Consider the following 23,851-nt stretch of genomic DNA (forward strand, 5'->3'; position numbering starts at 1 on the left):
GCTAGGCGCTCGGCGGCCCGCTCGCCTGTTTGCTCGCGTGCGCCGTAGAGGATCCCCAACGCACGGTGGCCTGCAGGTCGAAGGGCGGAGGAGCGTCTGGACCCGTCGAGGCGAGCGTTACCCAACGCGCAACCAACCTGCCCTTGGTCGCGCCGTCTTGAACGACGGTCGTGAGGTTGAGGTCGTCGAAGACGCCGCCGACGAGTCCGTCGAAGCCTGTGACGGACACGTCCTCCGGCACCCTGAGGCCAAGCTCGCGAGCGGCATCGATCACGCCCCACGCGAACACATCTGCCTGGCAAACGATCGCCGTGGGCCGTTCATCCACGGGGAGCGACAAAAGAGTCTGTCCCGCCGCATGACCGTCCTCCCGCGTGACGATCGAACACGACACGATGTGGGAGGGCGCGATGCCGACTCGCGCGAAGGCCTCGAGTCGGTCCCGCGGCACTTTCTGAGGCACCGAGGACGGAAGGCCCTTCATCAGCGAGGCCGAGGCGGGGCCGTCAAGGATTTGCATGCCGCGGTCCTCGAGGGACAGTCTCAACGCCACCGTGGCGACGCGCACGTGGCCGCCGTCGGTCAGGGACCTCAGAATCTGCATCGAGGGCGTCACCGCGTCCATTGCCACGGCCTTGTCGTCGTCGGGGACGCCATCGAGCCTTACCCACGGCACACCACGCTGGGCGAGCATCACATCGGTCTCCGGGATCCCGTCAATGCGGCGCACCGTCACCGCGGCGTCGTACATGGCCCCCTCGTGGAGCTTGTGGGTCGCCTCGTTGGTAACCGGGGGCAGGAGCAATACGCCGTACCCAAGCGAGGCGAGTTCGCGCGACAACCCATCGATCACCTGCAGGGCGTGCGGATCGGTATCGGGCGCCTCGAGGAGCGCACGGGTCACCACTGCGACCACGCTGGTGCGACCGGACGCGAGGGCTCGGCCAAGGGCGGAGGGTCCCGAATAGCCGAGCCTCTGCGCGGCTTCCCGAACTCGACGCGTGGTGTCGGCCGCCAGCCTGTGCGGATCCGAGAACGCGTAGGACGCGGTCGACTTCGCCACACCGGCCTCGCGGGCAACGTCGGCCAGTGTCACTGGACGCCCTGCGCGCATGGTCACCTCGGTCGCAAAACTACGGGTTCGTTGACTCCTCGCCAAGAGCCTAGACCCCGTGCGCAGTTGTCCCCATCACGGGTCGCGATGGAGGCTGAAAGAAGTCGCCGTTAGGCCCGTGCCTTTGGAGCTACGAGCCACGAACCGTAGCTATCGGCGGTGTCATCGGCGCCAGGAAGGAACATTGCGCCTTGAAGCCCGGCGTTGAGCAACGCGACCTCGAACTCGCCGGTGTCTCCCAGCCTGTCGCGCGCGTCGTCCTCGACCGGCATGGGAGCCACGCGCCACTGGACCTCGTCTTCCGCGAGCTCGTCGCCAGGTACCCAGACGACGGAGGCCTGCCCCTCGGGAAGGGCGTGAGTCGCGGCGTCGAAGCGGCTCCACACGTCCGCCTCGATGCGGCCAGAGATCACGGAGAGCAATTCAAAACGGACGCGGGTGTCCGACCATGGCTGGTCTCCCGGCGCCCACAGGTACATGGCTGCTCCATCAACGACAAGTGCCCGGCCTGAAGCGGCAGGGTGGAGAAGTGCTTCCTGCACCCTGGGAGAAAGGAAGGCCGCTGCGAACTCGGCGTCATCCGTCATGACGGTCCACCGGCTATCGAAGGCCGGGTTGCCCGTGGGAACAACCCACACTCCGACGGCCAACGCCCCACGTTCGAGGCCCGATGGGATGACTTGGAGCCGAGGAAGAATGCCTGGCAAGGTCATCAGCTCAACGGTGATCGCCGAAGTTGAGAAACGCTGCACGACGCGCCCACGCCACTCGCCGCTGATGCATTGACGACGCTCTTCGTGCTGGAAGGGATGGGCGCTGTTTGACGTCGGCAGTTCTGGGGCGGCATCGGCGTGGAATTCAAGGGCATGGAGGCTCGCAAACTCTCGCGCCTCACTTGTCGACTTCCTCGCCCTGTCCCACATGGCCGCCCCTCTCTTTTCCGGTTCGTTGGACAATGAGAGTCCTCGGCGCTTGGATCGTGACGCGAAACCGAGTGTGCAGAATGTCACACCGGCGTGCCCCAGAACGGGGGTACTCCCGCATGGGTCGAAGTCGGCCCGAATTGTTATACCCCCAGGGGTATGTTACGGTTCTGTCAGAACCCACAAGAAAGGTCGAACTATGTGCTCTCCTGCCACCTGCCCCACCTGCGGCAAGGCAACTTGGACCGGCTGCGGCAACCACATTGAGCAGGCGCTCGCAGGTGTCCCGCAGAACAAGCGTTGCCAGGGCCACAGCAGCTCGAACATCACTTCCGGTGAGGCATCGACGTCCCTGTTCGGGCGCCTCTTCTCCCGCTAAGGACGCCCAAGCCCCACACGTTGGGGCTGACACCGCGCTCGATACAGCGCGACACACTCCGCGCGCACGCTGGCGCGACACGAAGGCCGAACGCGACCCTCAGGTCTCGTTCGGCCTTCGTGTATGTGGAAGCCTTCTTCTCGCCGTGAGCCGCCGGGGTGCCTTGCGGACCACAAGCCCCACTCACCGGTGCTTCGCAGAACACGCCACGCGACTTGACCACACTCACGGGCCTCTGACGAGCCCACTGCGAAACACTTTCTGGGCGGATGCCTTTGTCACGGTAACGTCGGGCCGCTCCCTGGGCCGCGGACGGGTCAAACGGGGGTGCCTCGTCGCCAAGCGGTGCAGCGTCGAGTTCACCCACTAGGGTGGCGTGACAACGCGATGTAGGGACCGGAGGCATGATGATTTCTTCTCCGGTACCCCAAAAGACGTTGCCTGAACCAGGGGTCTACTTCCGCCCGTTCGAGGGCTTCGACAGCAAGAAGCACCGCGGGTGCGGGAGCATCTTTGGCGTGGCGGCCGTCGCAATCGGCGGCGTCGGCATGTGGAGTGAGTGGCGGGCCGGCTTCGCCGGGCGCACCTCCTACGACCTGATTCCGCTTCCCACATGGATAGCGTGGGCCCTGGCGATCCTGATCGGCCTGTTCGCCCTGTGGGCGTCCAGCTCGAAATCAGCTCGGCCGCCTTGGCTGGAGATCTGGTGTCTTGTGGCCTTCCTCGACGAGCGGGAGGGGCTCCGACTGTTTGCCGGGCGTCTGGGGGGGCAGCAGCCGGGGGTGCTCGTCCGGCGCGGGGAGACCGTATGCATCGACGCCCGTCTGATCAGAAAGACATTGAAGGGAGTGACGACGTATGAGTACGTCATCACCGCCCCTGGCGGCCGCCTTGTCTTTCGTGCCGAAGGTCGGATTGAAGGTCTTAAGATGGTTCGCCTAGACGAACGGGCTCGCGCCAGGGGTGCCCGAGTCATCACGTCGGGCGCGGCCGACGCGATCGATCGCGACCCGCGTCCGAAGCCGTGGGACGGTCGACTGACATGACGCAACGGACGCGCATGGGGCGAGCACGGCTTCTGCCCCACCAGCCCTGCCGGCAGAGTAACGGGCAAGACCTCCGCCCTTCGCCGCGCCATCTGCTCTAGGGGCGGCGGCGCGCACCGAATCGCCACCTCCTGGGAAGACGCCGTATCCGACTATCGAGAACGGCATTCCCGTGCCGATATTCGCCAGGGCCACACATGAAGCACCCTGGCGTTCTCCCCCGACTCTCGCGCGGGCCAGCTTAAGTGCCGCCAGCCGATGTCCGCTATCCCGTTTCGCACGTGGTGTGCACGTGGGCGCCAGGAACGCGCCACCCATGAGGCCCGGGCGCGGTTCGCACAGACATGAGACAAGGGGCGGTGCCGCGGCCAGACGAGTGGCGACGGTCCTGCCGTTCCGGTCGAGCCTCCTGCTAGTTTCACTTCATAGGGAGGCGACATGCCCGACGTTCCATACACGGCCCCGCCATCGACCAAGCTCGCTCAATTCGGCGTGTATTCCGAGGTGGGACATCTTCACTCGGTGCTGGTATGCGCGCCCGGACTCGCCCACAACCGGCTCACACCGTCGAACTGCGACGATCTCCTCTTCGACGACGTGATGTGGGTGGACAACGCCCGCAGGGATCATGCCCAATTTGTGGCGATGATGCGCGGGCGTGGCATCGAGGTTTTGGAGCTTCACAACCTGCTGGCCCAGACGCTTGCCCTCCCCGATGCTCGAAGCTGGCTTCTTGACCGCAAGATCACGCCCGACGAGGTTGGCCTCGGGCTGGTCGCGGACGTGCGGTCGTTCCTGGACTCCCTGGATCCGGCAGCTCTGGCCCGCTACGTGATCGGGGGGCTCTCCACGGCGGACCTCCCACGCGATTTTGGGCCACCCGCGGTGCACCTCGTGCGCGAGGAATCGGGAATGCGCGACTACCTGATGCCGCCGCTCCCGAACACACTCTTCACGCGCGACACCACCTCGTGGGTCTACCAGGGCGTGACGCTCAACCCTCTCTTCTGGGAGGCGCGCCATGCCGAGACCCTCATCATGAAGGCGGTCTACACCTTTCACCCCGACTTCTCCGGACGCGTCACGACCTGGTGGGGCGACCCCGAGCGCAGCCACGGTCTCGCGTCACTCGAGGGCGGCGACGTCATGCCGGTGGGAGGCGGCGTGGTGGTGGTCGGAATGTCGGAACGGTCGTCGCGCCAGGCCATATCGCAACTCGCCGCCGAATTGTTCGCGGCGGGAGCCGCCGATCGCGTGGTGGTCGCCAAGATGCCACGCCTGCGCGCCGCGATGCACCTGGACACCGTCTTCACGTTGGCGGACCGCGACGTCTGCACCGTCTTCCCCGGCATCGTCGACGAAATCGAGACGTTCACGCTCCGGCCCGCAGCCGCTCCCGTGATGATTGACGTGGTGCGTGAGGGGCGGCCCTTCGTCGACGTCGTGGCGGGAGCGCTCGGCGTCGACCTGCGCGTCATCGCGACAGGCGGGGACCGCTACGCGTCCGAACGTCAGCAGTGGGACAGCGGAAACAATGTGCTCGCCCTGGAGCCTGGCGTGGTGGTCGCGTACGACCGCAACACTCACACGAACGATCTGCTGCGCCGCGCAGGCGTCGAGGTTCTTGAGATCACGGGAGCCGAACTCGGCCGGGGGCGCGGCGGCGCCCACTGCATGACCCAACCCTTGCGTCGCGACGCCTAGCCGGACCCGCGCCTGACGGCTGGCAAGCCGTACGCCCCAGGCGCACAAACGGACGGCGGGCCCGCTTTCGCGGTACCGCCGTCCGTTGGCGACGTGTCTAGTGGTGCTTCTTGCGCGCAAGTCTCCACATGGTCCAGTTGATCCGCATGAAGCGGAAGAACTGGCCAAAGGCGTTCCTGCGATGCTTCAGCTCACCCGCTGTAGGCAGGGGCGCCATTGCGATGCGCTCATTCGTGTTGTCCATGACGCTCCTCCTTACTCCGGGATCCAGGTCCAGCCGGGCTTGACCTTGGCCTTGTACATGAACAGGGTGTGCAGCAGTCGCTTGACCCAGTGACCGGCAAGGCCGATCTCCCCAAACGTCTCCTTGAGGTTCCGGCCCGTCTCGGGATACTTCTCCCAGTCAGGAACCACGGGGCTCATGGTCATGGCTGCGGCCGTTCCGTTCCGCATTCCCGCACCGGCCGACGCGACACAAGCGGCGGCCATTTCAGACATCGATGCGCTGTGCGTCGGCTCGGTCGCTCCCTTGAGAATCATGTCTGCGATCGAGAACGCCACAATCTTGCCCATGGTGCCCGACGGCATGCCCGTCCTTGGCGGGGCGGGTGCCACGGCTAGCCCATCGGGCGTCGCGCGCGGCTTGGAGATCTGGTGCGGAGGAGCGAAGGCGATGCCGACGGCAAAGACGTTCTTGTACGTCGGGTTTTGGTACGTCCTGGGCCAGTCCTTAGCGCTCCACTCCTCGTAGGGCTTGGCCGTGTAGTTGGCGTCGACCTTGAGGAATCCACTCGGCGCGAAGACGGTGCCCGTGATGTCCTCGCCCGCCTTGTCGAATGCCTTCCAGTCCGCTCCACGGAAGGGAGGTAGCAACATGGCGAAGTCGAACTTCATGTCGTTGTGTGAGCCATCGAGTTGGTCGTAGTGAATGACGCCCTCGTCGATGCTCGTGACCGCCGCGCCGGTGATGGCCTTGACACCCCGTTCACGGTAGAGCGACTCCGTCCACAACTGACTGGTGGTGCGGAAGCCATTCTGCTCGAACTGCATCCCTCCCACCCCAAAGTCGCCGAGCTCGTTCTCATTGGTGAGGTACGTGAGTTCGACGTTGTCTCTGACGCCCGCCTCGCGTAGTTCGTGGTCGACGTTGAACGTGTACTCGAAGGCGGCGCCCTCACACGTGCATGTGCCGTGGCCCACGCCGATGACGACCTTCTGGATCTCCCCCGACTTGGCGGCCTTGATCACCTGATCGAGCTTGGAACTCGCTTGCGTCGCGTGAGTAGGCGTGCACACAGAAACCGTGTAGCCGCCATCGGGTCCAAGCCCAGGAGTCGCGGCAAAGTTGAGCTTGGGGCCCGTCGCGTTCACCACATAGTCGTAGCGGAGCTTCTCCGTCTCACCCGCCCTTTCCGCGGAGGTGTACTCAACCTCAACGGCGGGACGGTCATCGTCCGCGTCCCCTTCTGGCCACAAGGCGAAGGCCTTGGCTTGGACGAACCCAATGCCCTTCTTCTTGTAGACAGGTGCGAGGGGAAAGACCACATCCTTCGCGGCCATTTTGCCCACGCCGACCCAGATGTTGGATGGGATCCAGTTGTAACTGCTGTTGGGGGAGACGACGACGACGTCGTGCGCCTTGCCCAGCCGCTTCTTGAGGTATAGAGCTGCTGTGTGTCCGGAAACACCGGCTCCGAGGACTACGACGCGTGCCATGCAAGATCACCTTCTTCGCTGATCAATGGGTGCGGACTGGCACCTCGTGTGAGCATATACCCAGGGGGGCATCTAGGACCGCCGGACCAACGTCCCCCCAGGGTCCCGGGTCCTGGGTCAAAGTGCCCTGAAACGCCCAGGGACGCGCCCCGCGCGCTGGGCAAAATGGGTGACCAGGGGTCCCGCATCTGGGACCTCAAGTGCCGCGCGAATTTGCCCACGACGGCAAACGACCCGTGGCAAAGCACTACTCCGAGCCGCGAGTGATCCTGTTCCACGCGTTGATCACCGCGACGACCTCGACGAGCGCGCCGAGCTGCTTGGCCGTGAAGAACTTTCCGGCCTCGTCCCTGGCTTCGATCTCCAGCCCGCGCGGGTAGTCGGTGAGGATCTCGGCGAAGCGAAGCGCCGCTGCCTGGGCGGGCGTCACGAGGTCATCACGCATCAATTTCACCGGCCTCGCGAGTGCACTCACCAGGTCGACCCTGGCGCCCAGCGCCGCGAGCGCGTCCGAATGCAATCGGACCGAGAAGGAGCAGCCGTTGATGTACGAGCACCTCAAACGGACCATCTCACGGACGTCGGCCGGGAGCCCCGCCCCGGCAGAAGCATCGAGCTCCTCGAGAGAACGCAGGAAGTCGGCCGTGATGCGCGCTTGACTCATGCCTTCGAAGGGTAGTCGGCGCCGCGCGGCCCGGCCACCTGAACCGCCAGCCGCCCCGTCCGCGCGCGCGACTCGCCGAGTCGCCGAGTCACCCACCAATCCGCCGGCGGTAGCCGAGGATCCATGACTTGCTAAGCGCTCGACGGTCGGCGATGGCCGAGCCCACGACGCGGCGGGAGAATGCGTCGATCACGGCGTAGCAGTACACCCACCCGTCACGCGCACGATGTTGCGCGACGTCGTTGAACCACACTTTGTCGGGCTGGTCGGCGCTGAAACGGCGTTTCACCAAGTTGTCATGGACCGCTGCGTCTGGGCACGCTACAAGCGCAGGCCTGTCGTCGCGATCTCCGTCAGGGCGGTCACACCTTTGGTGGCGATTCCAGACGTCGAAGAGCCGCACCGAGCCGAGTGGCTGCATCGTCGGCGACTGCCTCGAGGTCGTCGTTGCCCGTGAGGGTCACCATGACGTGCGGGTCGAGGGCCTCGATCCGGGTGCGACCCTCGCCGACCGAGCGCACGACCACGTTGCACGGCAAGAGCATTCCAATCGACTCCTCCACCTGCAGGGCGCGATGAGCCAGCGGGGGGTTGCACGCCCCGAAGATCACCTGTGGGGCCATGTCGACGTCGAGCTTCTTCTTCATCGTGGCCGCCATGTCGATCTCGGTCAGGATCCCGAATCCCTCCTCGGCCAATGCGGCCCGCACGGCCGCGAGAGCCTGCTCGAAGGGTTGGTCGATGGTGAGGGTAAGTCCGTAGCTCATGATGTGATCCTTTCGATCAGATGGAAGGACGGAGCCAACCCCGCACCGCGAGACCATCCGAATGCAGTCGGGCACTAGAGCAACAACCGTATACAGGTGAGCATCGCAACCGCACCATTTCCCGCGTTTGTTCGGGGAGGTCGCGGCCCACCGTCCCGTCCGACTCCTCCAACGACCTCATGAAGTCCGCGCTCCCCTTTTCCTGGCTCATGAAACCGAAGAGTGACAAAGCGGTGCAGAGCGGGCATGGTTGCCGCCTTTCCCCACCCATCCGTGAGGAGCGTCCGACGTCACCGACGGGCCCCCTGCCTTGGCTGCGGAAAGGGCCACGTCGCTCGACAAGGAGGCCTCGATCGAGGTCCGGTCGCACCGCGCGTGCGGCGGCATCGTCGCCATCTGAAAGAATGAGCTCATGAGTTCTCGCATTCCTGACAAGGCCACCGTCGACGGTCTCGAAGACCGCTGGAACGCCTCGTGGGAGAGCAGCGGCGTTTACCACTTCGATCGCAGCAAGACGCGGGAGCAGATCTACTCGATCGACACTCCCCCGCCCACCGTGTCCGGATCGCTCCACGTCGGCCACGTATTCAGCTACACGCACACCGACGTGATTGCCCGCTACAAGCGCATGCGTGGGCTCGAGGTGTTCTACCCGATGGGTTGGGACGACAACGGCCTACCCACCGAACGCCGCGTCCAGAACTACTACGGCGTCCGCTGCGACCCCCTCCTCACGTATGTGGATGGTTTCGAGCCTCCCTTTGAAGGGGGCGACGGCAAATCGTCCAAGGCGGCCGACCAGCTTCCGATTTCCAGGCGCAACTTCGTCGAGCTGTGCGAGCGCCTCTCCTCTGAGGATGAGAAGCAGTTTGAAGCACTCTGGAGCCACCTGGGCGTGTCCGTGGACTGGCGCATGACATACCAGACGATCTCCCCCTCGTCCCAGGCGGTCGCCCAGCAGGCATTTCTGCGCTCGCTCGCCCGCGGCGAGGCATACCAGGCGGAGGCGCCGACGCTGTGGGACGTCACGTTCCGTACTGCCGTCGCACAGGCCGAACTCGAGGACCGCGAGCGTCCCGGCGCGTATCACCGCCTCGCGTTCGAGCCAGCGGCCGACCTCGAGGAGGCCACCGGTTCCTACGAGTCGATCTACATCGAGACGACGCGCCCTGAGCTCCTCGCGGCGTGCGTCGCGATCGTGGCGCACCCCGACGACGAGCGCTACCAGCCCTTCTTCGGCAAGCACGTGCGCACTCCCCTGTTTGGCGTCGAGGTGCCCGTCCTGGCTCACCGCCTCGCGAGCCCCGACAAGGGCTCTGGCATCGCGATGATCTGCACGTTTGGCGACGTCACCGACGTGATCTGGTGGCGTGAGTTGCAGCTCCCCATTCGCCCCATCATCGGCTGGGATGGTCGTCTGCTCACCGAGGCCCCACCTGGCCTCGACACCGAGGCGGCGCGCTCGGCCTACGCGGAACTCGCGGGCAAGACGGTTTTCGCCGCCCAGCAGCGCAGCGTGGAGATGCTGATCGAGGCAGGCGTGATGGAGGGCGAGCCTCGTCCGATCACGCACCCCGTGAAGTTCTTCGAAAAGGGGGACCGGCCTCTCGAAATCGTGACCAGTCGCCAGTGGTACATCGCCAACGGAGGCAAGGACGCCGATCTCCGCGAGGCCCTGCTCGCCCGCGGCGCCGCGCTCGACTTTGTGCCCGCCCACATGGGCAAGCGCTACGAGAACTGGGTCAACGGCCTCACCGGCGACTGGCTCATCTCGCGCCAGCGCTTCTTTGGCGTGCCGATCCCCGTGTGGTACCCGCTCGACGAAACCGGCGAGCCTCAGTGGGAGGCCCCAATCGCACCCTCCGAGGACTCCCTGCCCGTCGACCCCCAGGCCGATGCCGCGCCTGGCTATGACGAGTCGCAGCGCGACCAGCCGGGCGGCTTCACGGGCGAGAAGGACATCATGGACACGTGGGCAACGTCTTCGCTCACGCCGCAGATCGTGTGCGGTTGGCGCAACGACCCGGAGCTCTTCGCCAAGACGTTCCCCATGGACCTGCGCCCCCAGGGACAGGACATCATCCGCACGTGGCTGTTCTCGACCGTGGTGCGCTCGCACCTTGAGCACGACGTCCTGCCGTGGAAGCATGCGGCGATCTCGGGGTGGATCCTCGACCCCGACCGCAAGAAGATGTCCAAGTCAAAGGGCAATGTGGTCACTCCGATGGGCCTGCTCGAGCAGCACGGCTCCGACGCGGTGCGCTACTGGGCGGCCTCTGCGAGGCTTGGCACCGACGCCGCATTTGATGAGGGCCAAATGAAGACCGGCCGACGCCTCGCCATGAAGGTGCTCAACGTCTCCAAGTTCGTGCTCGGCGCGAGCGGGATCACCACCGCTGCCGATGCCTCGCTGGAGGCGGGCATCGGAGCGGCCTCCCACGTGACCGCGGCTCCCGTAACCGAGCCGCTCGACCAGGCAATGCTTGCGGGCCTTGCCAAGGTGATCGAGACCGCCACCGCGGCGCTCGAGGCCTACGACCACACGCGCGCGCTCGAGGCCGCCGAGTCATACTTCTGGACCTTCTGCGACGACTACGTGGAGCTGGTCAAGGAGCGCGCCTACGACGGCGCCGCTCTCGGTGAACCCATCGACCCGTTTGCTCCATGCTCGCCCAAGGCGGCATCGGCGCGCGCGGCCCTCACGATCGCGCTCGACGCGTTCCTGAGGCTCTTCGCTCCCGTACTTCCATTTGCCACAGAGGAGGTGTGGTCATGGTTCAACGAGGGATCGATTCACCGAGCCGCATGGCCCACGTCGGACCGTACGCGGGAGACCTCGGCGGGTGAGGACCCCGCTGTGCTGATCGCGGCCGGAGCCGCCGTGAGCGCGCTCCGCAAGATCAAGTCGGACGCAAAGGTGTCGCAGCGGACCGAGATTCTTTCGGTCGACCTGCTCATCCCGGAGGCCCAAGTGGCCCATGTCAATGCCGCCAAGCCAGACATCATGGCCGCGGGCCGCGTCGTGTCCCTCCAGGTGATCGACGCCGTGACCGCTCTCGATCCGAGCGTCGACGGCATGGGCAGCGAGGACGGCTCAAGCACGGCCATCCTGGACCCCAACGTCGTCCGTACGGAGAACGTGGTCCTCGCGGAGGCCTAATCCCCCCAAGTGGCGCAATCTGTACCGCCTATGGGGCACTGATGGCGTTCAGTGGCGCAATCTGTACCGTGCTCGGTCCCTCAACCGTGCCAGCATGCTCACTTCGCACCGGAACGGACCGGAGCCTCAGCACGTCGCGCGCGGTCGTCCTGCACCATTGCGGCCGCTCCGTGAGGTCCCTGTAACTGAACCGCAGCGTCAGAATGCCGACAGCAGCCAGGTCGGCATCGCGGCGCAGATCTCGCTGCCACTCCTTCACCCCTGCGTGATACGTTGCTCCGTCCAACTCAATCGCGGTCATGCTCGCAGCGTCATACATGTCGAGCCGGTATCTCCCACCTCCGGTGCTGACCACGTGTTGCTTCAACAGAGCACGGAAGCGACGGCCGACGAATACCTCGTCCATTGCATGAACCTCTAGGTAGCTTTCGGCGCCAGCTGCCACACGCGCGACCAGGGCGGCCATCCGCTTCCTTTCCCTGAGTCGCGGAAGATCGTGCGCGGCTCGCGTCGCTAGCTCGAGCGCCGTCGGGTCCGCCGCCACGAGCTCGCACAAGGCGGATGCCCGTACATCCGGAGCCATCTCGGAGAACGCGTGGCACCAGGCGATTGCTGGTTCGACAGCATCGCATCCGTCCACCATCACGGTCAGTGGTCGATATGACAGGCGTCTCACGCGAACCCATCGCGGTCGGCCACTCATGCGGCGCGCTGCAGGCACCACCACCTCGACCCGGCTCGGTGGAGTACGGAGCGCACCCGCTAGGAACAGGGAGGCGGCGCCTCCGATCCACGCTTCCGAGCCTGCCCACTGCATGGCCGCGTCAACTCTGGTGGCCATCGACTCGGCGTGAGTGGTACTCGCGTAGATCCCGGGAGCGACCCGCTTCGCCACGCCGCTCTCGATCGCCGATACGAGTTGGCGATGGGAAAAGAGCGCCTCGAGTTCAGCGCCGTGATACGAGCGCCAGGTTCGGGGCAACCACTGCGCGAGGGAGGTACCCGGCGTCGGTACGGATCGGAGAGAGGTCATGAACCGATTCGCGCACGGTCGTCGGACCCGTTGGCGCCCCTTGTCGCCGAGCTTGGGAAACCGCCTGGGATTCCGGCTTGGGGGCGACGCTACTGGCGTCGGCGCCGAGACTTCGTTTGGTATGGATTGCGCCACCAGGCGGCCGCCGATGCCGCTAGAAGGCACAGATCAAACCACTAGGAGGCCCTAGGCACACCTAAACGGACAGATCAAGCCACTAGTGAGCGGATTGCCCTCAAAACCGGTACAGAATGAGCCACTTCCCCGGGGAGGGAGGTTAGGCGGCGCCCTCGTCCTCGGCGTCGGAGGCGAGCGCGGGGCGTGCCCGTCCGCCCGTGGCCGCGGACTTATCAGCGTCGACATCGCGCACCTTGGCGATGAACGCTGGTGTCACCCTGTCGAGGACGACATCTCGCGTCACGACAACGCGCGCGACATCGTCCCTGCCTGGCACCTCAAACATCGTCTCCTGCAGGACCTCTTCGAGGATCGCCCTCAATCCACGTGCGCCGGTGCCACGAGAGAGGGCCTGCTCGGCGATGGCCCGCACTGCCTCGTCGTCAAAGACCAGCTCCACGCCGTCGATCTCGAACATGCGCTGGTACTGCTTCACCAAGGCGTTCTTGGGCACGGTGAGTATCGACACCATGGCCTCGACGTCAAGCGGAGACACCGCGGCGATCACGGGCATGCGGCCGATGAACTCGGGGATAAGCCCGAACTTGTGCAGATCCGCGGGAGTCACGTGCGCGAAGAGGTCCGAGTTGTCGGCCTCCTTGAGCTGCGAGCCGAAGCCGATGCCCTTGCGGCCGACGCGCTGCGAGATGTACTCCTCGAGACCCGCGAACGCGCCTCCGAGGATGAACAGCACATTGGTGGTGTCGATCTGGATGAATTCCTGGTGGGGGTGCTTGCGGCCGCCCTGCGGCGGGACCGACGCGGTGGTGCCCTCAATGATCTTGAGCAGCGCCTGCTGCACACCCTCTCCCGACACATCGCGAGTGATCGACGGGTTCTCCGATTTGCGCGCTACCTTGTCGATCTCGTCGATGTAGACGATGCCGCGCTGAGCCTTCTCGACGTCGTAGTCCGCCGCCTGCAGGAGCTTGAGCAGGATGTTCTCGACATCTTCGCCCACATAGCCAGCCTCGGTGAGCGCCGTGGCATCCGCGATGGCAAATGGGACGTTAAGCATTCGCGCGAGCGTCTGCGCCAAGTAGGTCTTTCCGCAACCAGTAGGCCCGATAAAGAGCACGTTCGACTTGGCGATGTCGAGGCCATCGTCGGAACCCTTGGCGTCGCTGGCCCGCACGCGCTTGTAGTGGTTGTACACCGCGACGGCGAGTGCCTTCTTCGCCGACTCCTGACCCACCACATATTCGCTGAGGAAGTCGAAGATCTCGCGGGGCTTGGGAAGGTCAGTGAATTCGGCCTCTGCTGCCTCGGCGAATTCCTCATCGAGGATCTCGTTGCATAGCCCGATGCACTCGTCGCAGATGTAGACGGCGGGGCCCGCGATGAGCTTGCGCACCTGCTTCTGCGTCTTGCCGCAGAAAGTGCACTTCAGCAGGTCGCCGCTATCCGTCGGCCTCGTCATGGCGTGCTCCTTCCCAGGGGCGTTCCGATCAGGCTAGACCCGCACCACCTGGGCCGCCCGGCGACTCGCCGCTACTTCGTAGCCGGCTGTTCCGCCGCTCCCTTTCGCGACTCCAACACCTGGTCGACCAACCCGTACTCGACGGCCTGGGCCGCGCTAAGGAAAGTGTCGCGCTCAATGTCGTCACGTACCTTTTCGGCCGTTTGACCCGTGTGGTGAGCAAGAGTGTTTTCGAGCCACTCACGCATGCGCAGGATTTCTTCTGCATAGATCTCGATATCCGAGGCCTGAGCGCGCGAACCCTCGGAGATGCGGGGCTGGTGAATCATGACCCTGGCGTTGGGCAACGCGAGTCGCTTTCCATGCGAACCGGCAGCGAGCAGCACCGCCGCCGCCGAGGCCGCCTGGCCAAGGCACACGGTCTGGATGTGTGGCTTGATGTATTGCATCGTGTCGTAAATCGCCGTCAGCGCGGTTTGCGAGCCACCAGGCGAGTTGATGTAGATGGTGATGTCGCGCTCGGGGTCCTGAGACTCGAGCACGAGCAGCTGCGCCATGATGTCGTCGGCCGATGTGTCGTCGATCTGGACGCCTAGAAAGACGATCCTGTCCTCGAAGAGCTTCGAGTATGGGTCACGAATCTTGGTTCCGTACGACGTGCGCTCCTCGAACTGAGGAAGGATGTATCGCGCACCCGGAGCCTCGGCAGCGGCACCTCCGAACCCGGCGCCTCCAAAGCCTGCACTACCAAAACCCATGGGCGAGATACGGCCGATGTTGCCTGCGGTCCTGCCTGCGGCACTCAGTGCCCGAGATTCCTGGCTCACGCCTTGCCTCCTTGAGACTTGTCGCCGGCCTCTTCGGCGTGCTTAATGACCTTGTCGACGAATCCGTAGGTGAGGGCCTCATCCGCCGTGAACCAGCGGTCGCGGTCGGCGTCCTTGGTGATCTGCTCGATGGTCTTGCCCGTCTGGGAGGCCGTGAGCTCTGCGAGCACCTTCTTCATGTGCATGATGAGCTCGGCGTTGATCCGAATGTCGGTAGCGGTGCCGGCGATGCCACCCGACGGCTGGTGCATCATGACGCGGGCGTGCGGCGTGGCAAAGCGTTTGCCGGGAGCGCCCGACGAGAGCAAGAACTGCCCCATCGACGCGGCCATGCCCATCGCGAACGTCGCGACGTCGGGCTTGATGTACTGCATCGTGTCGTAGATCGCCATGCCCGCAGTGATCGAGCCGCCTGGGCTGTTGATGTAAAGATAAATATCCTTGTCCGGGTCCTCAGCGGCAAGCAACATCATCTGGGCACAGATGACGTTCGAGTTTTCGTCACGAACCTCGTCGCCAAGCCAAATGATGCGTTCGCGCAGCAAGCGGTTGAAGATGGAGTCGTTCAGACCCATACCGCCGCCTTCGGCGCGCGCGGTGATCTCGTTCACGTCGTTCCTCCTTGTGGACATTGCCTCGACACTAACGCCCTGGGAGGGGCGAATCCTGCCGCCACGGGCCCCATTTCGCTACGGGGTGAACGCGGCCGGGGTCTTCTCGCCGTCGGCGAACGCCGGCCCGCGCGGGTGGCGCCTTGCGGTCTATCTCACGCCACAAGCCCTCGTCACGCGTTGAGTCCCCCAATGAGAAAGACCCCGCCTCGCGACGGGGTCTTTCTCACGCGTAGGCGCGGCGGCTACTCGGCGTTGATGGCCTCGACGGTCTCTTCTGAAGCGGTCTCGTCCTCGAGAGTGCCGATGATGGCGGATAAGTCGACGGGGTTTCCGGACGTGTCCTTCACCGTCGCGCGGCGCAATGCGAAGGCCGTGGCCTTCGAGCGAGCAACATCGGCGATGACGCCCGGGATTTGTCCCGCCTCTTGAATCTGCTGAATGAACGCGCCCGGGTCGGTGCCGTACTGGCGCGACGCATTGACGAGGTAGTCGACGAGTTCGTTCTCCGCGACCTGCACGTCGAGGTCTTCTGCGAGCTGGTCAAGCAGAATCTGGGTCCGAAGCGCGGTTTGCGCCCGCTCGGTCACCTCGGCACGGTGCACGTCATCTTCGAGGCGGTTCTCGTTCTCGAGGTGGTTGTGCACCTCGGACTCGATGATCTTGGCGGGCAACGCGAACTCGCCGGTCGCGGCGACGAGCGCCTCGACCAACTTCTCGCGGGCCTCCATGGCCTGGTTGTTGGTCTTGATGCGACCCGCTTGGGTGCGCAGATCGGCCTTCAACTCATCGAGGGTGTCGAATTCGGAGGCGAGCTGCGCGAAGTCGTCGTCGGCATCGGGAAGCTCGCGAGTCTTGACGGCACTGACGGTCACCGCGATGTCTGCGGGAACTCCAGCGAAGTCACCCGCTGCGAGCGGGCCCACGAAGGTTGCCGAGCCGCCTGCGGTGAGGCCCGTCACGGCGTCGTCAAGACCGTCGATCATGTTTCCGGTGCCCACCTGGTACGAGGATCCCTGGACGGCGTCGATCTGTTCGCCCTCGATCGTCGCGGTCAGGTCGATCGTCACAAAGTCGCCCTCTTCGGCGGCGCGCTCTACGGCAACGAGGGTCCCGAAGCGCTGGCGGAGCGCGGTGAGGCGCTCCTCAACGTCGTCATTGGAAACCTCGACGGGAGCGACCTCGACGACGAGGTCGGCGGCGGCGGGAAGAGTGATCTCGGGACGCACCTCGACGACGGCAACAAACTCGATGCCCTCGTCGCCCTCTTCGCTACCGGGGATCTTGGTGACCTCGATCTCGGGCTGGCCGTAGGGGCGCAGCTCGAGTTCCTCGACGGCCTCGCCATACCAACCGGGAACGCCGTCGTTGATCGCGTGCTCGATGACCGCGCCCTTGCCGACGCGCTGTTCAAGGATGCGCGCGGGGACCTTGCCCTTGCGGAAGCCGGGGATCGTGACGGTGCTGCCAATGTGCTCGTAAGCGTGGTCGAGCGCGGGCTTGATCTCCTGTTCCGTGAGAGAGACCGTAATCTTCACGGTCGTGGCGTCGATCTTTTCGAGGGCGCTGGTCACTGCTTCTCCTGGCTTTCGTGGCTGAGGTCTGCCCACACGCGGATTCGCGCCGGGCAACTTCGCGATTCTAGCGGTTGCGGCCGTTCGACCCCAATCGTGGGCTCGTCCGTTCCCTGCCCGTTCAGTCGGGGATGCCGATGGGGACGTCTCCCGGACGGTCCGCGCGCAAGAGGGGAAGCGTCGGGTTTGCTGCCGCGGCGGCGATGAGTTCAGTGCGCGCGGCATCGTGCGTGTCCTCTTCGCCCGCCTGCAGGTGAAGCACCGTGGCGATCGGTTCGGAGTCGATCTCGTTCGCGTCATCCCCCAGTAACGAGGGGTGCGCGTGCAGGACCGCGAGCATCATGCCGCCGGTGCGCGGCTTCCCGTCCCCGACTCCGGGCGTGAAGTACGGCAGCGGAAGGAGGCGCGCGCCCTGCCTCGCATAGAACCGCAACCTGGCCTCGGGGTCGCCGTGCTGGGGGTGAGCGTCGTGGTGATCGGGGTGCTCGACCTCGGCGATCACGATGCAGGGGTCGTGCTCCTCGGCCCACGCCTCGATACTCGAGCTGAGCAACGCTCCACCGAGCCCCGCTCCCCGCTGGCCTGGCCGTAGCGCCAAGTAATCGATCAGGAGCACCCTGGCCTCGAGATACCAGGTGGCAATCGCGGCTCCCGCGAGATTGCCTTCGTCGTCGCGGACCACTCTCACGGAAGTATCGCCGTGTTCAACCTCGTCCTGCAAGCGCTCGAGAGTCATGAGCTCGTGCGCCGGAAATGACGGGCTCAGTATCTCCGCGTGGACGACCGAAAGCTCCGGCACGCTCGCTACTTCGACGACGGGATGGGGCTCTGCAATTTGGGTGGACATGCTTCCAGGGTACTTCGTGCCCGTTTTGGCGGCCCTGGAGGCCGCCCGTCCCTGGCCGGTGCTCAGGCTTGAGCGGCCTTCGATTCGAGACGCTCACGGGAAGCCGCGCGCCATACCTTGAGCCCCGCATCGGCGTTGAGATACGCGATTGCGACACCCACGATGATGTCCGGCCATCCGGAGTCCCACCCCATCGCGACGGCCGCGGCAGCCAAGATCGCAAGGTTGGCGAACGCATCGTTACGGGCAGAAAGCCAAGCGGCACTCGCGAGCGAACCGCCCCTCTTGCGGTGGCTCACGAGAATCGCGGCGCACGCAAGGTTGACCAACAGGGCGCCGGTCGCGGTCAAAGTGAGCGGGATGACCGCCGGGCGGCTGGGGTCGAGCACCTTGAGGACCGCGGTGACGAGCGTGGCCGCGGCCGGCACCAGGATGATGAGCGCGAGCGCATGGCCGATGCGGGCCCTGCGATGCAGCGTCCAGGCGACGGCGAAGAAGATCAGGATGTTGAGCAGGCCATCCTCGACAAAGTCGATCGAGTCCGCCACAAGTGACACCGAGCCGATGAGCCGCGACATCGTGAATTCGACTACGCCGTACGCGAGGTTGAGAATCGCGACCCACATGACGGCCTTGCGCAAGGCGCGTTCGGAGGCGCTGAGGCCCGCAACGCCCGCGGGTTTGCCGGGCATGAACTCGTCGGTCATCGGCGGGACGTCCTTGAACCGGAGCGCAGCGCAACCCTGGTTTGAGTCTGTCCCGCGCCGCACTCCCTCTTGAGACGGCCAAGGAACACATCAAGAGCGCCGGTGTCTGGCACGTAGGCATGAATCAGCGCGTCGTAGGGTCCCGTCATGTGGACCGAGTCTGCCACCTCGGGGAACGCCGTGAGTTTGTCGGCGAACGTGTCAAAGTCGGTAGAGCCGTCGAGACGCACATCGATGAAGACCTCGAGGGACGCCACTGGACGAGGAGCATCCGCCGCCACGACCGTCGTATAGCCCACAATCACGCCGTCGTTCTCGAGCCTGCGCACGCGGGCCGCGACAGCGTTCGCGCTCAGCCCCACAGCGCTGCCGAGGGCACTGAAAGAAACGCGGGCGTTCTGCGCAAGAATCCCGAGAATTTCTCCGTCAATTCGATCCATGCTTCGTAATCTACAGCGGCACCGCGACTTACGCTCAGATCCCTCGCGCGATCCTTCATGCTCGTTCCATGGAGACCGGTCTGATCGCCCCTGCACTTGCCGGCGCCACTGCTGGGCTCGCCATCGCGATGCCCCTGGGGGCGATCGGCCTCCTGCTTCTTAGGCTGGGAATGCTGCACGGCTTTCGATCGGCCGCCGCGGCCGCCCTCGCGGTCGGCTGTGTAGACCTCGCGTATTGCGCGGCCGCCGTGACGGTCGGCAGCAAGGCCTCGCCTCTCATCGAGTCGTGGGGTGCGGTGCCGATGGTGGTGTCCGGGGCAGTCGTGATCGGCATCGGGCTGCGGCAACTCGTGACGTCACTCACGGCGCCCGATGCGTTGGCGGCTCCGCCAAAGCCGGGGCGGCCACTCGCGGTCTTTGGGCGCTTCGTGGCACTTACCGCGATGAACCCACTGACGGTGTTGTACTTCATCGCGCTCGCGGGCGTGCTCGCTGGCACGTCTTCTGGGTTCGAGGCGAAGGCCGCCTTCGTGGCGGGAACCGGGGCCGCGTCGATTTCCTGGCAGTTGGGGTTGGCCGCCGTGGGCGCCGTGATGCACCGGACGATCTCGGCGCGCACCGGCCGGGTGCTTGGGATTGTCGCGTCGGCGATCGTGATCTTGCTTGGCGCCGCGGTGATCGTGCGGGCGCTCGTATGGGGGTAGCCCCTCGCGGACCAGGCCAACTCAGCACCGTGTTCGGCGCGACATTCGTTAACGTGTTAACAATTCCGCAAAAGCAACTGCCCCGCCACGCCACGCGTTGATGCGGCCGCGTGGGCCAAGGTGGGGGCAGCGTCCGGAACCTCACCGGCGGCGTCGGGGTATTCGTCGCTTCGCGACATCTACCCTCTCGTTCCGCTCGGACACCCGCTCGCGCTCCCCGCGGCGATGTCCTCGCTCCAGTCGGGGTGATCGCTCCGCGCCTGCGGCGCTCCGCTCAACCCCTCCTCGTTCACTCGCGGCTGGAGCCGGGCCTCAGCCCGGCTCCGCCACTCGTTCACTTCGTCGGGGTGACAGTGTCTGATGTCACGACTTAGTTCACACATGTGTCGCGACATCGTTCACACCCCTTGACGATGGGACATGGGAAACGTCGAGCGAAACCACGTCATCGTTCTAGCAGTCATCGAGGGCGCAATGTCCGTCACCGAGGCCGCAACCAGATTCAAGGTTTCCAGGCGTTGGATCCACACCCTCCTGGCCCGCTACCGCACGGGCGGCCTGGGCGCCCTGGACCCCCAATCCAGGGCCCCTAGGTCCTCACCCCACGCCACACCACCCACGCTGCGGACAAGAGTGTTGGAGTTGCGCACCGCCTTGCAACGAGACGGCCTGGACGCCGGTGCAGAGTCCATCCATGACCGTCTGACGCGTGAGTATCCGAACCCACCGTCAGTATCAACAATCTGGCGGATCCTCAAAGCCGACGGCGCCGTCACACCCCAACCCCACAAACGGCCCCGCTCATCCTGGATCCGTTTCGAATCCCCCGCACCCAACGGCTGCTGGCAATCCGACATGACCCACTGGTCACTCGCCGGCGGGGTCCCCGTGGAAATCATCACCTGGCTCGACGACCACTCCCGACTCGTGTTGCACATCTCTGCTCACACCACCGTGACAGTGAAGGTCGTGACCTCAACGTTCCTGGCCACCGCGAAACTTCATGGATTACCAGCCTCAACACTGACCGATAACGGCATGATCTTCACCACCCGCTTCGCCCGCGGCAAAGGAGGACCCAACCACTTTGAACACGTCATCGCCCAGCACGGCATCGTCCAGAAGAACGGACACCCCGGCCACCCTCAAACCCAAGGCAAAATCGAACGCTTCCACCAAACCCTGAAACGGTGGCTGGGGGCCCGCCCGCCGGCTACGACCCTGATCGAGCTGACCACCCAACTGGCCGCCTTCGAGCACGTCTACAACCACGAACGCGCCCACCGCTCCCTAGGCAGGCGAACCCCTGCCCAGGCCTACGCGGCACTACCCAAAACAGGACCCACCCTCGAACTACTACAACGCCACTGGCGCGTCCGCCACGACACCGTCGACACCGCAGGCGCCATCACCCTGCGCTGGGCAGGCAAACTACGCCACCTCGGCATAGGACGCACCCACAACGGGCACCACGTCCTACTGCTGGTCGCCGGCGCCGACACCCTCGTCATCCGACCCGACACAGGAGAAATCATCGCCGAACACCAACTGGACCCCAACCGCGACTACCAACCCAAAAAACCACAAAAGCCCCTCCCGAAGGAGGGGCCTCTGTGAACGATGACCCGAGACACCTGAGAACGATGTCCCGACACATCACATTCGTCGGGGTGACAGGATTTGAACCTGCGACCCTCTGCTCCCAAAGCAGATGCGCTACCAAGCTGCGCTACACCCCGATTGCACACGTCTTTCCACGCGTTACCCACCGTCGACCCGGCTCGGCTACTCTAGTACCCGCCGATGCGACTCATGCCGCTCGTGCGGGTGTAGCTCAATGGTAGAGCCTCAGTCTTCCAAACTGATGGTGCGGGTTCGATCCCCGTCACCCGCTCCACATTTCTCCTAGCCGGGACCAGCGCGATAGAACTGCGTCGTCTGGGCGACGATCTCGAACCCGAGCCGCTGGTAGATCCCGATGGCCTCGTCGCTCGCGCCGAGACATGCCTGCCTCGCACCCGCGCTCCGGCCAAAGCTCAACGCCGCCGCGGTCATGGCCTGGCCGATGCCACGGCGACGCCATGACGGGTCGGTGCTGACGAAGATCACGCTTGCCTGCTCGCCGAACCTACCGGAGCCTGAGGTCGCTCGGACCACGCCATCATCATCGACGGCGGCAAAGAGCCGCGTCGTGGGCGGCAACGACTTGAGATAGTCGGCTAGCGGGTTGGCCGTGTCTTCTCCCAATGGATTTGCTGCCGTCGCGACAGCGACCGCGTCGTCCAGCGGCACGCCATTCTCCGGGTCCTCGTCACGCCTCCGTACCGGACGCAGCGCCAATCCGGCAGGCAACGGCGCTTCCGGCAAGGTCCGCAGCTCGCGGCTCATCATCGCCGTCACCGGTTTTGGCTTCCATCCCCCGCTGCTTGCGACGATGCCCGTGCACCGGGTGGCCTCAGCGAAGACGCTGACGGTGCCTCCCCTAACGTCCTGCAGCAGGGCGGCGAGCGCGGCGCAGGCGCGGTCATCCGTCACCAAGAGCCGGGTGGGCGGGTCCTCAGCCGTGGACTGCAATCCATACAGGCCCGGCTCGTTCACCATCAGGCACCCCGGACGCCACATGACCTCGCACCGCGCGACAAAGGCCGCGATGTAGGCGTCGATCAGCTCGGTGTCCACCCGGACAGGGTAGGAATCAGGCCGCTACTTCAGGATGTTCACCGCGCGGGCAATGACAAGCGCGGTGGTGGACAGGGCAATCGCGCTCTGAAGTGTCATGAGCCCCTTTGACCACCGCGGCAAGGGCATCGTATCGGTCGGCGAGAACGCGGTGGCATTCGTGAAACTCAGATACGCATAGTCCCAGAAGCGCGGTTCCCAGTGCTTGGGCGCAAGGTGATGTTGCGTCATCTGCGGGAACAGAAAGTCGGGATAGGTGCGGGTGGCGGCGGCGCGAGCGAGCGGGCCGCCGCGGTCAAGCTCCCAGTACCAGATCGCAAAAGCGATGATGTTGGTCAGGTAGATCGCGCCGGCCGACGCGAGCAGCGGTGCCGCTTGGTTGCCCACCGTGCCATTGATCAGGCCCTTGTCGAGCATGACGGCGCTTAAGCCGTTGTCGAGGGAGATGATCGCGACGAGTAACAGGCTCACGTACCGACCCTGCGCCGTATAACGGACGGTCCTGACCGGGCTGAGAACGAGCAGCGTCGCCAACAGTGCGATCTCGAGCGCAGGCAACAGCCACCTTGGATGGATGACCGTGAACTGTTGCGCGAGCACCAGTTGCAGCGCGGCGGCGACCAGAATCGCCGACGCAACGGGGATGCGGCTCTCGTGGGCCGTCGGCCTGAGCCACGCCGGCAGCACCCGATCCTCCAGTTGGTTCCATCGTGCGGACCCGGGGCCGCTCGGGATGCCCGATGCGACCCCATCCGCCTCTCCATCGCTGACGCTCATGACGGCAGTGTGGCACGAGCGTGGGTTGCATGTGGCAAGTGCGCTGCCGGGCGCCCAAACCGCATCAAGTACACGCTCCGCGCGATCAGCCGATGGCGCCCAAAACCGCGGCCGCGAGCGCGAGTCCAATGGTGTCGTGGGCCAGGTCGATCAGCGTCACGCCAGGGTGCCGCCCCGCGAATCCGTTGTGAATCGCGTGCGCCCCTCCCCTGAATACCAGCCCCACGAGCGCGCCGAAGGCGAGACCGGCGAGCCATCCCTCGACGCCCAGTGCGGGCATCAGGAGCGCGACCAGCACGACGCCAAGCAGGTTGCCGACGGCCGTCCCTCCAAATGCGATACCCATGTTCGCGTTTTCCATGTCGTCGCTCGAGATCTTGTCTAGGCGCCTCCACAGTGGGAAGAAGCCCTGCGGCGAGTACCAAAACCAGCCGAACACGAACGACACCACGAACGCCACGGCGACGGCCCACCACGTCACCGCACCAAAGTCGATCCAGCCCATGGAAACCTCCACAATGCGCACGCGACATTGCGTGCGGGGGACGAGGCGGCCGATGCCTCGGCCGCTCGCTCAGTCTG

24 protein-coding genes and 2 tRNA genes are annotated in these 23,851 nt (G+C 65.2%); 7 read left to right on the forward strand and 19 right to left on the reverse strand.

Annotated features, from left to right (window positions below):
- Position 1: 1 nt before the first annotated feature.
- Together BKA03_RS10045 and BKA03_RS10050 are read right to left on the reverse strand one after the other, a co-directional pair.
- The gene (locus BKA03_RS10045; protein WP_179398079.1) at positions 2–1,096 is read right to left on the reverse strand and encodes a LacI family DNA-binding transcriptional regulator; all 1,095 of its coding nucleotides are present in this window, start codon (positions 1,094–1,096) and stop codon (positions 2–4) included.
- 128 nt (positions 1,097–1,224) lie between these two features.
- Positions 1,225–2,037, reverse strand: coding sequence for a hypothetical protein (locus BKA03_RS10050; RefSeq protein ID WP_062075715.1), 813 nt, complete (start codon positions 2,035–2,037; stop codon positions 1,225–1,227).
- Between the two features lie 199 nt (positions 2,038–2,236).
- Here BKA03_RS10050 and BKA03_RS15900 point away from each other — a divergent pair, with 199 nt between their 5' ends.
- The 3 genes from BKA03_RS15900 to BKA03_RS10060 all read left to right on the forward strand — a co-directional run bounded on the left by BKA03_RS15900 (position 2,237) and on the right by BKA03_RS10060 (position 5,166).
- Entirely contained in the window at positions 2,237–2,416 is a 180-nt protein-coding gene (locus BKA03_RS15900; protein WP_083971868.1) for a DUF8730 family Cys-rich protein, read from the forward strand.
- A 404-nt stretch (positions 2,417–2,820) separates the two neighbouring features.
- Positions 2,821–3,462 (forward strand): hypothetical protein, encoded by a 642-nt coding sequence (locus BKA03_RS10055; RefSeq protein WP_062075714.1) that lies wholly within the window; start codon positions 2,821–2,823, stop codon positions 3,460–3,462.
- Positions 3,463–3,900: 438 nt separating this feature from the next.
- Positions 3,901–5,166 carry an arginine deiminase gene (locus tag BKA03_RS10060; RefSeq protein WP_062075713.1) on the forward strand — a complete coding sequence of 422 codons (1,266 nt, stop codon included), beginning with the start codon at positions 3,901–3,903 and terminating at the stop codon, positions 5,164–5,166.
- Positions 5,167–5,263: 97 nt separating this feature from the next.
- Here the strand turns inward: BKA03_RS10060 and BKA03_RS10065 are convergent, their stop codons facing one another.
- The 5 genes from BKA03_RS10065 to BKA03_RS10085 form a co-directional block, all read right to left on the reverse strand.
- Complete coding sequence (locus BKA03_RS10065) at positions 5,264–5,410, reverse strand: hypothetical protein (protein WP_179398080.1); 147 nt, start codon at positions 5,408–5,410, stop codon at positions 5,264–5,266.
- 11 nt (positions 5,411–5,421) lie between these two features.
- Positions 5,422–6,882 carry an NAD(P)/FAD-dependent oxidoreductase gene (locus BKA03_RS10070; RefSeq protein ID WP_062075712.1) on the reverse strand — a complete coding sequence of 487 codons (1,461 nt, stop codon included), beginning with the start codon at positions 6,880–6,882 and terminating at the stop codon, positions 5,422–5,424.
- Positions 6,883–7,129: 247 nt separating this feature from the next.
- A complete protein-coding gene (locus tag BKA03_RS10075) occupies positions 7,130–7,546 on the reverse strand; it encodes a carboxymuconolactone decarboxylase family protein (RefSeq protein WP_062075711.1) in 417 nt (138 codons plus the stop codon).
- 88 nt (positions 7,547–7,634) lie between these two features.
- Positions 7,635–7,835: a hypothetical protein gene (locus tag BKA03_RS10080; protein ID WP_152649607.1), complete on the reverse strand. Its 201-nt coding sequence runs from the start codon at positions 7,833–7,835 to the stop codon at positions 7,635–7,637.
- Positions 7,836–7,908: 73 nt separating this feature from the next.
- On the reverse strand, positions 7,909–8,313 hold the full coding sequence (locus tag BKA03_RS10085) for a DUF302 domain-containing protein (protein WP_179397655.1): 405 nt from the start codon (positions 8,311–8,313) through the stop codon (positions 7,909–7,911).
- Between the two features lie 412 nt (positions 8,314–8,725).
- Between BKA03_RS10085 and valS the strand changes: the two genes are divergently transcribed.
- On the forward strand, positions 8,726–11,473 hold the full coding sequence (valS, locus tag BKA03_RS10090; RefSeq protein WP_083972125.1) for a valine--tRNA ligase: 2,748 nt from the start codon (positions 8,726–8,728) through the stop codon (positions 11,471–11,473).
- A 28-nt stretch (positions 11,474–11,501) separates the two neighbouring features.
- Here the strand turns inward: valS and BKA03_RS10095 are convergent, their stop codons facing one another.
- The 8 genes from BKA03_RS10095 to BKA03_RS10130 form a co-directional block, all read right to left on the reverse strand.
- Positions 11,502–12,506 (reverse strand): endonuclease domain-containing protein, encoded by a 1,005-nt coding sequence (locus BKA03_RS10095; RefSeq protein WP_062076264.1) that lies wholly within the window; start codon positions 12,504–12,506, stop codon positions 11,502–11,504.
- A gap of 277 nt (positions 12,507–12,783) precedes the next feature.
- Positions 12,784–14,103: an ATP-dependent Clp protease ATP-binding subunit ClpX gene (gene clpX, locus BKA03_RS10100; RefSeq protein ID WP_083972124.1), complete on the reverse strand. Its 1,320-nt coding sequence runs from the start codon at positions 14,101–14,103 to the stop codon at positions 12,784–12,786.
- A gap of 71 nt (positions 14,104–14,174) precedes the next feature.
- Positions 14,175–14,930: an ATP-dependent Clp protease proteolytic subunit gene (locus tag BKA03_RS10105; RefSeq protein WP_274518625.1), complete on the reverse strand. Its 756-nt coding sequence runs from the start codon at positions 14,928–14,930 to the stop codon at positions 14,175–14,177.
- Positions 14,927–15,562, reverse strand: coding sequence for an ATP-dependent Clp protease proteolytic subunit (locus tag BKA03_RS10110; RefSeq protein ID WP_062076263.1), 636 nt, complete (start codon positions 15,560–15,562; stop codon positions 14,927–14,929). The genes BKA03_RS10105 and BKA03_RS10110 overlap by 4 nt, the downstream gene beginning before the upstream one ends.
- A 224-nt stretch (positions 15,563–15,786) precedes the next feature.
- The gene (gene tig / locus BKA03_RS10115) at positions 15,787–17,115 is read right to left on the reverse strand and encodes a trigger factor (RefSeq protein WP_062076262.1); all 1,329 of its coding nucleotides are present in this window, start codon (positions 17,113–17,115) and stop codon (positions 15,787–15,789) included.
- A 121-nt stretch (positions 17,116–17,236) separates the two neighbouring features.
- Positions 17,237–17,962, reverse strand: a complete 726-nt coding sequence (locus tag BKA03_RS10120; RefSeq protein ID WP_062076261.1) for a GNAT family N-acetyltransferase — start codon at positions 17,960–17,962, stop codon at positions 17,237–17,239.
- A gap of 62 nt (positions 17,963–18,024) precedes the next feature.
- Complete coding sequence (locus tag BKA03_RS10125) at positions 18,025–18,669, reverse strand: cation efflux transmembrane domain-containing protein (protein ID WP_238579490.1); 645 nt, start codon at positions 18,667–18,669, stop codon at positions 18,025–18,027.
- Positions 18,666–19,109 (reverse strand): Lrp/AsnC family transcriptional regulator, encoded by a 444-nt coding sequence (locus BKA03_RS10130; RefSeq protein WP_062076260.1) that lies wholly within the window; start codon positions 19,107–19,109, stop codon positions 18,666–18,668. The genes BKA03_RS10125 and BKA03_RS10130 overlap by 4 nt, the downstream gene beginning before the upstream one ends.
- A gap of 68 nt (positions 19,110–19,177) precedes the next feature.
- Here BKA03_RS10130 and BKA03_RS10135 point away from each other — a divergent pair, with 68 nt between their 5' ends.
- The gene (locus BKA03_RS10135; protein WP_062076259.1) at positions 19,178–19,813 is read left to right on the forward strand and encodes a LysE family transporter; all 636 of its coding nucleotides are present in this window, start codon (positions 19,178–19,180) and stop codon (positions 19,811–19,813) included.
- 420 nt (positions 19,814–20,233) lie between these two features.
- A complete protein-coding gene (locus BKA03_RS10140; protein ID WP_179398082.1) occupies positions 20,234–21,430 on the forward strand; it encodes an IS481 family transposase in 1,197 nt (398 codons plus the stop codon).
- A gap of 48 nt (positions 21,431–21,478) precedes the next feature.
- Here BKA03_RS10140 and BKA03_RS10145 read toward each other — a convergent pair.
- A tRNA-Pro gene (locus BKA03_RS10145) sits at positions 21,479–21,552 on the reverse strand.
- A gap of 84 nt (positions 21,553–21,636) precedes the next feature.
- Between BKA03_RS10145 and BKA03_RS10150 the strand changes: the two genes are divergently transcribed.
- A tRNA-Gly gene (locus BKA03_RS10150) sits at positions 21,637–21,710 on the forward strand.
- Positions 21,711–21,718: 8 nt separating this feature from the next.
- Here the strand turns inward: BKA03_RS10150 and BKA03_RS15320 are convergent.
- The 3 genes from BKA03_RS15320 to BKA03_RS10165 all read right to left on the reverse strand — a co-directional run bounded on the left by BKA03_RS15320 (position 21,719) and on the right by BKA03_RS10165 (position 23,774).
- Positions 21,719–22,492 (reverse strand): GNAT family N-acetyltransferase, encoded by a 774-nt coding sequence (locus tag BKA03_RS15320; RefSeq protein ID WP_062076055.1) that lies wholly within the window; start codon positions 22,490–22,492, stop codon positions 21,719–21,721.
- Between the two features lie 24 nt (positions 22,493–22,516).
- The gene (locus tag BKA03_RS10160; RefSeq protein ID WP_062076054.1) at positions 22,517–23,269 is read right to left on the reverse strand and encodes a hypothetical protein; all 753 of its coding nucleotides are present in this window, start codon (positions 23,267–23,269) and stop codon (positions 22,517–22,519) included.
- A gap of 85 nt (positions 23,270–23,354) precedes the next feature.
- On the reverse strand, positions 23,355–23,774 hold the full coding sequence (locus tag BKA03_RS10165) for a DUF1761 domain-containing protein (RefSeq protein WP_062076053.1): 420 nt from the start codon (positions 23,772–23,774) through the stop codon (positions 23,355–23,357).
- Positions 23,775–23,851 lie beyond the last annotated feature (77 nt).

Source organism: Demequina lutea, from assembly GCF_013409005.1.
Taxonomy (GTDB): Bacteria; Actinomycetota; Actinomycetes; order Actinomycetales; family Demequinaceae; genus Demequina; species Demequina lutea.

Excerpts from the sequence above, each read along its gene's own strand:
- BKA03_RS10160 (WP_062076054.1), bottom strand. The coding sequence starts at position 23,269 with ATGAGCGTCAGCGATGGAGAGGCGGATGGGGTCGCATCGGGCATCCCG.
- valS (WP_083972125.1), top strand. The coding sequence starts at position 8,726 with ATGAGTTCTCGCATTCCTGACAAGGCCACCGTCGACGGTCTCGAAGAC.
- BKA03_RS10095 (WP_062076264.1), bottom strand. The coding sequence starts at position 12,506 with ATGACCTCTCTCCGATCCGTACCGACGCCGGGTACCTCCCTCGCGCAG.
- BKA03_RS10085 (WP_179397655.1), bottom strand. The coding sequence starts at position 8,313 with ATGAGCTACGGACTTACCCTCACCATCGACCAACCCTTCGAGCAGGCT.
- BKA03_RS10055 (WP_062075714.1), top strand. The coding sequence starts at position 2,821 with ATGATGATTTCTTCTCCGGTACCCCAAAAGACGTTGCCTGAACCAGGG.
- BKA03_RS10130 (WP_062076260.1), bottom strand. The coding sequence starts at position 19,109 with ATGGATCGAATTGACGGAGAAATTCTCGGGATTCTTGCGCAGAACGCC.
- BKA03_RS10165 (WP_062076053.1), bottom strand. The coding sequence starts at position 23,774 with ATGGGCTGGATCGACTTTGGTGCGGTGACGTGGTGGGCCGTCGCCGTG.
- BKA03_RS15900 (WP_083971868.1), top strand. The coding sequence starts at position 2,237 with ATGTGCTCTCCTGCCACCTGCCCCACCTGCGGCAAGGCAACTTGGACC.
- BKA03_RS10135 (WP_062076259.1), top strand. The coding sequence starts at position 19,178 with ATGGAGACCGGTCTGATCGCCCCTGCACTTGCCGGCGCCACTGCTGGG.
- BKA03_RS10060 (WP_062075713.1), top strand. The coding sequence starts at position 3,901 with ATGCCCGACGTTCCATACACGGCCCCGCCATCGACCAAGCTCGCTCAA.
- BKA03_RS10050 (WP_062075715.1), bottom strand. The coding sequence starts at position 2,037 with ATGTGGGACAGGGCGAGGAAGTCGACAAGTGAGGCGCGAGAGTTTGCG.
- BKA03_RS10140 (WP_179398082.1), top strand. The coding sequence starts at position 20,234 with ATGGGAAACGTCGAGCGAAACCACGTCATCGTTCTAGCAGTCATCGAG.
- BKA03_RS10065 (WP_179398080.1), bottom strand. The coding sequence starts at position 5,410 with ATGGACAACACGAATGAGCGCATCGCAATGGCGCCCCTGCCTACAGCG.
- clpX (WP_083972124.1), bottom strand. The coding sequence starts at position 14,103 with ATGACGAGGCCGACGGATAGCGGCGACCTGCTGAAGTGCACTTTCTGC.
- BKA03_RS10070 (WP_062075712.1), bottom strand. The coding sequence starts at position 6,882 with ATGGCACGCGTCGTAGTCCTCGGAGCCGGTGTTTCCGGACACACAGCA.
- BKA03_RS10125 (WP_238579490.1), bottom strand. The coding sequence starts at position 18,669 with ATGACCGACGAGTTCATGCCCGGCAAACCCGCGGGCGTTGCGGGCCTC.
- BKA03_RS10110 (WP_062076263.1), bottom strand. The coding sequence starts at position 15,562 with ATGTCCACAAGGAGGAACGACGTGAACGAGATCACCGCGCGCGCCGAA.
- BKA03_RS10075 (WP_062075711.1), bottom strand. The coding sequence starts at position 7,546 with ATGAGTCAAGCGCGCATCACGGCCGACTTCCTGCGTTCTCTCGAGGAG.
- BKA03_RS10120 (WP_062076261.1), bottom strand. The coding sequence starts at position 17,962 with ATGTCCACCCAAATTGCAGAGCCCCATCCCGTCGTCGAAGTAGCGAGC.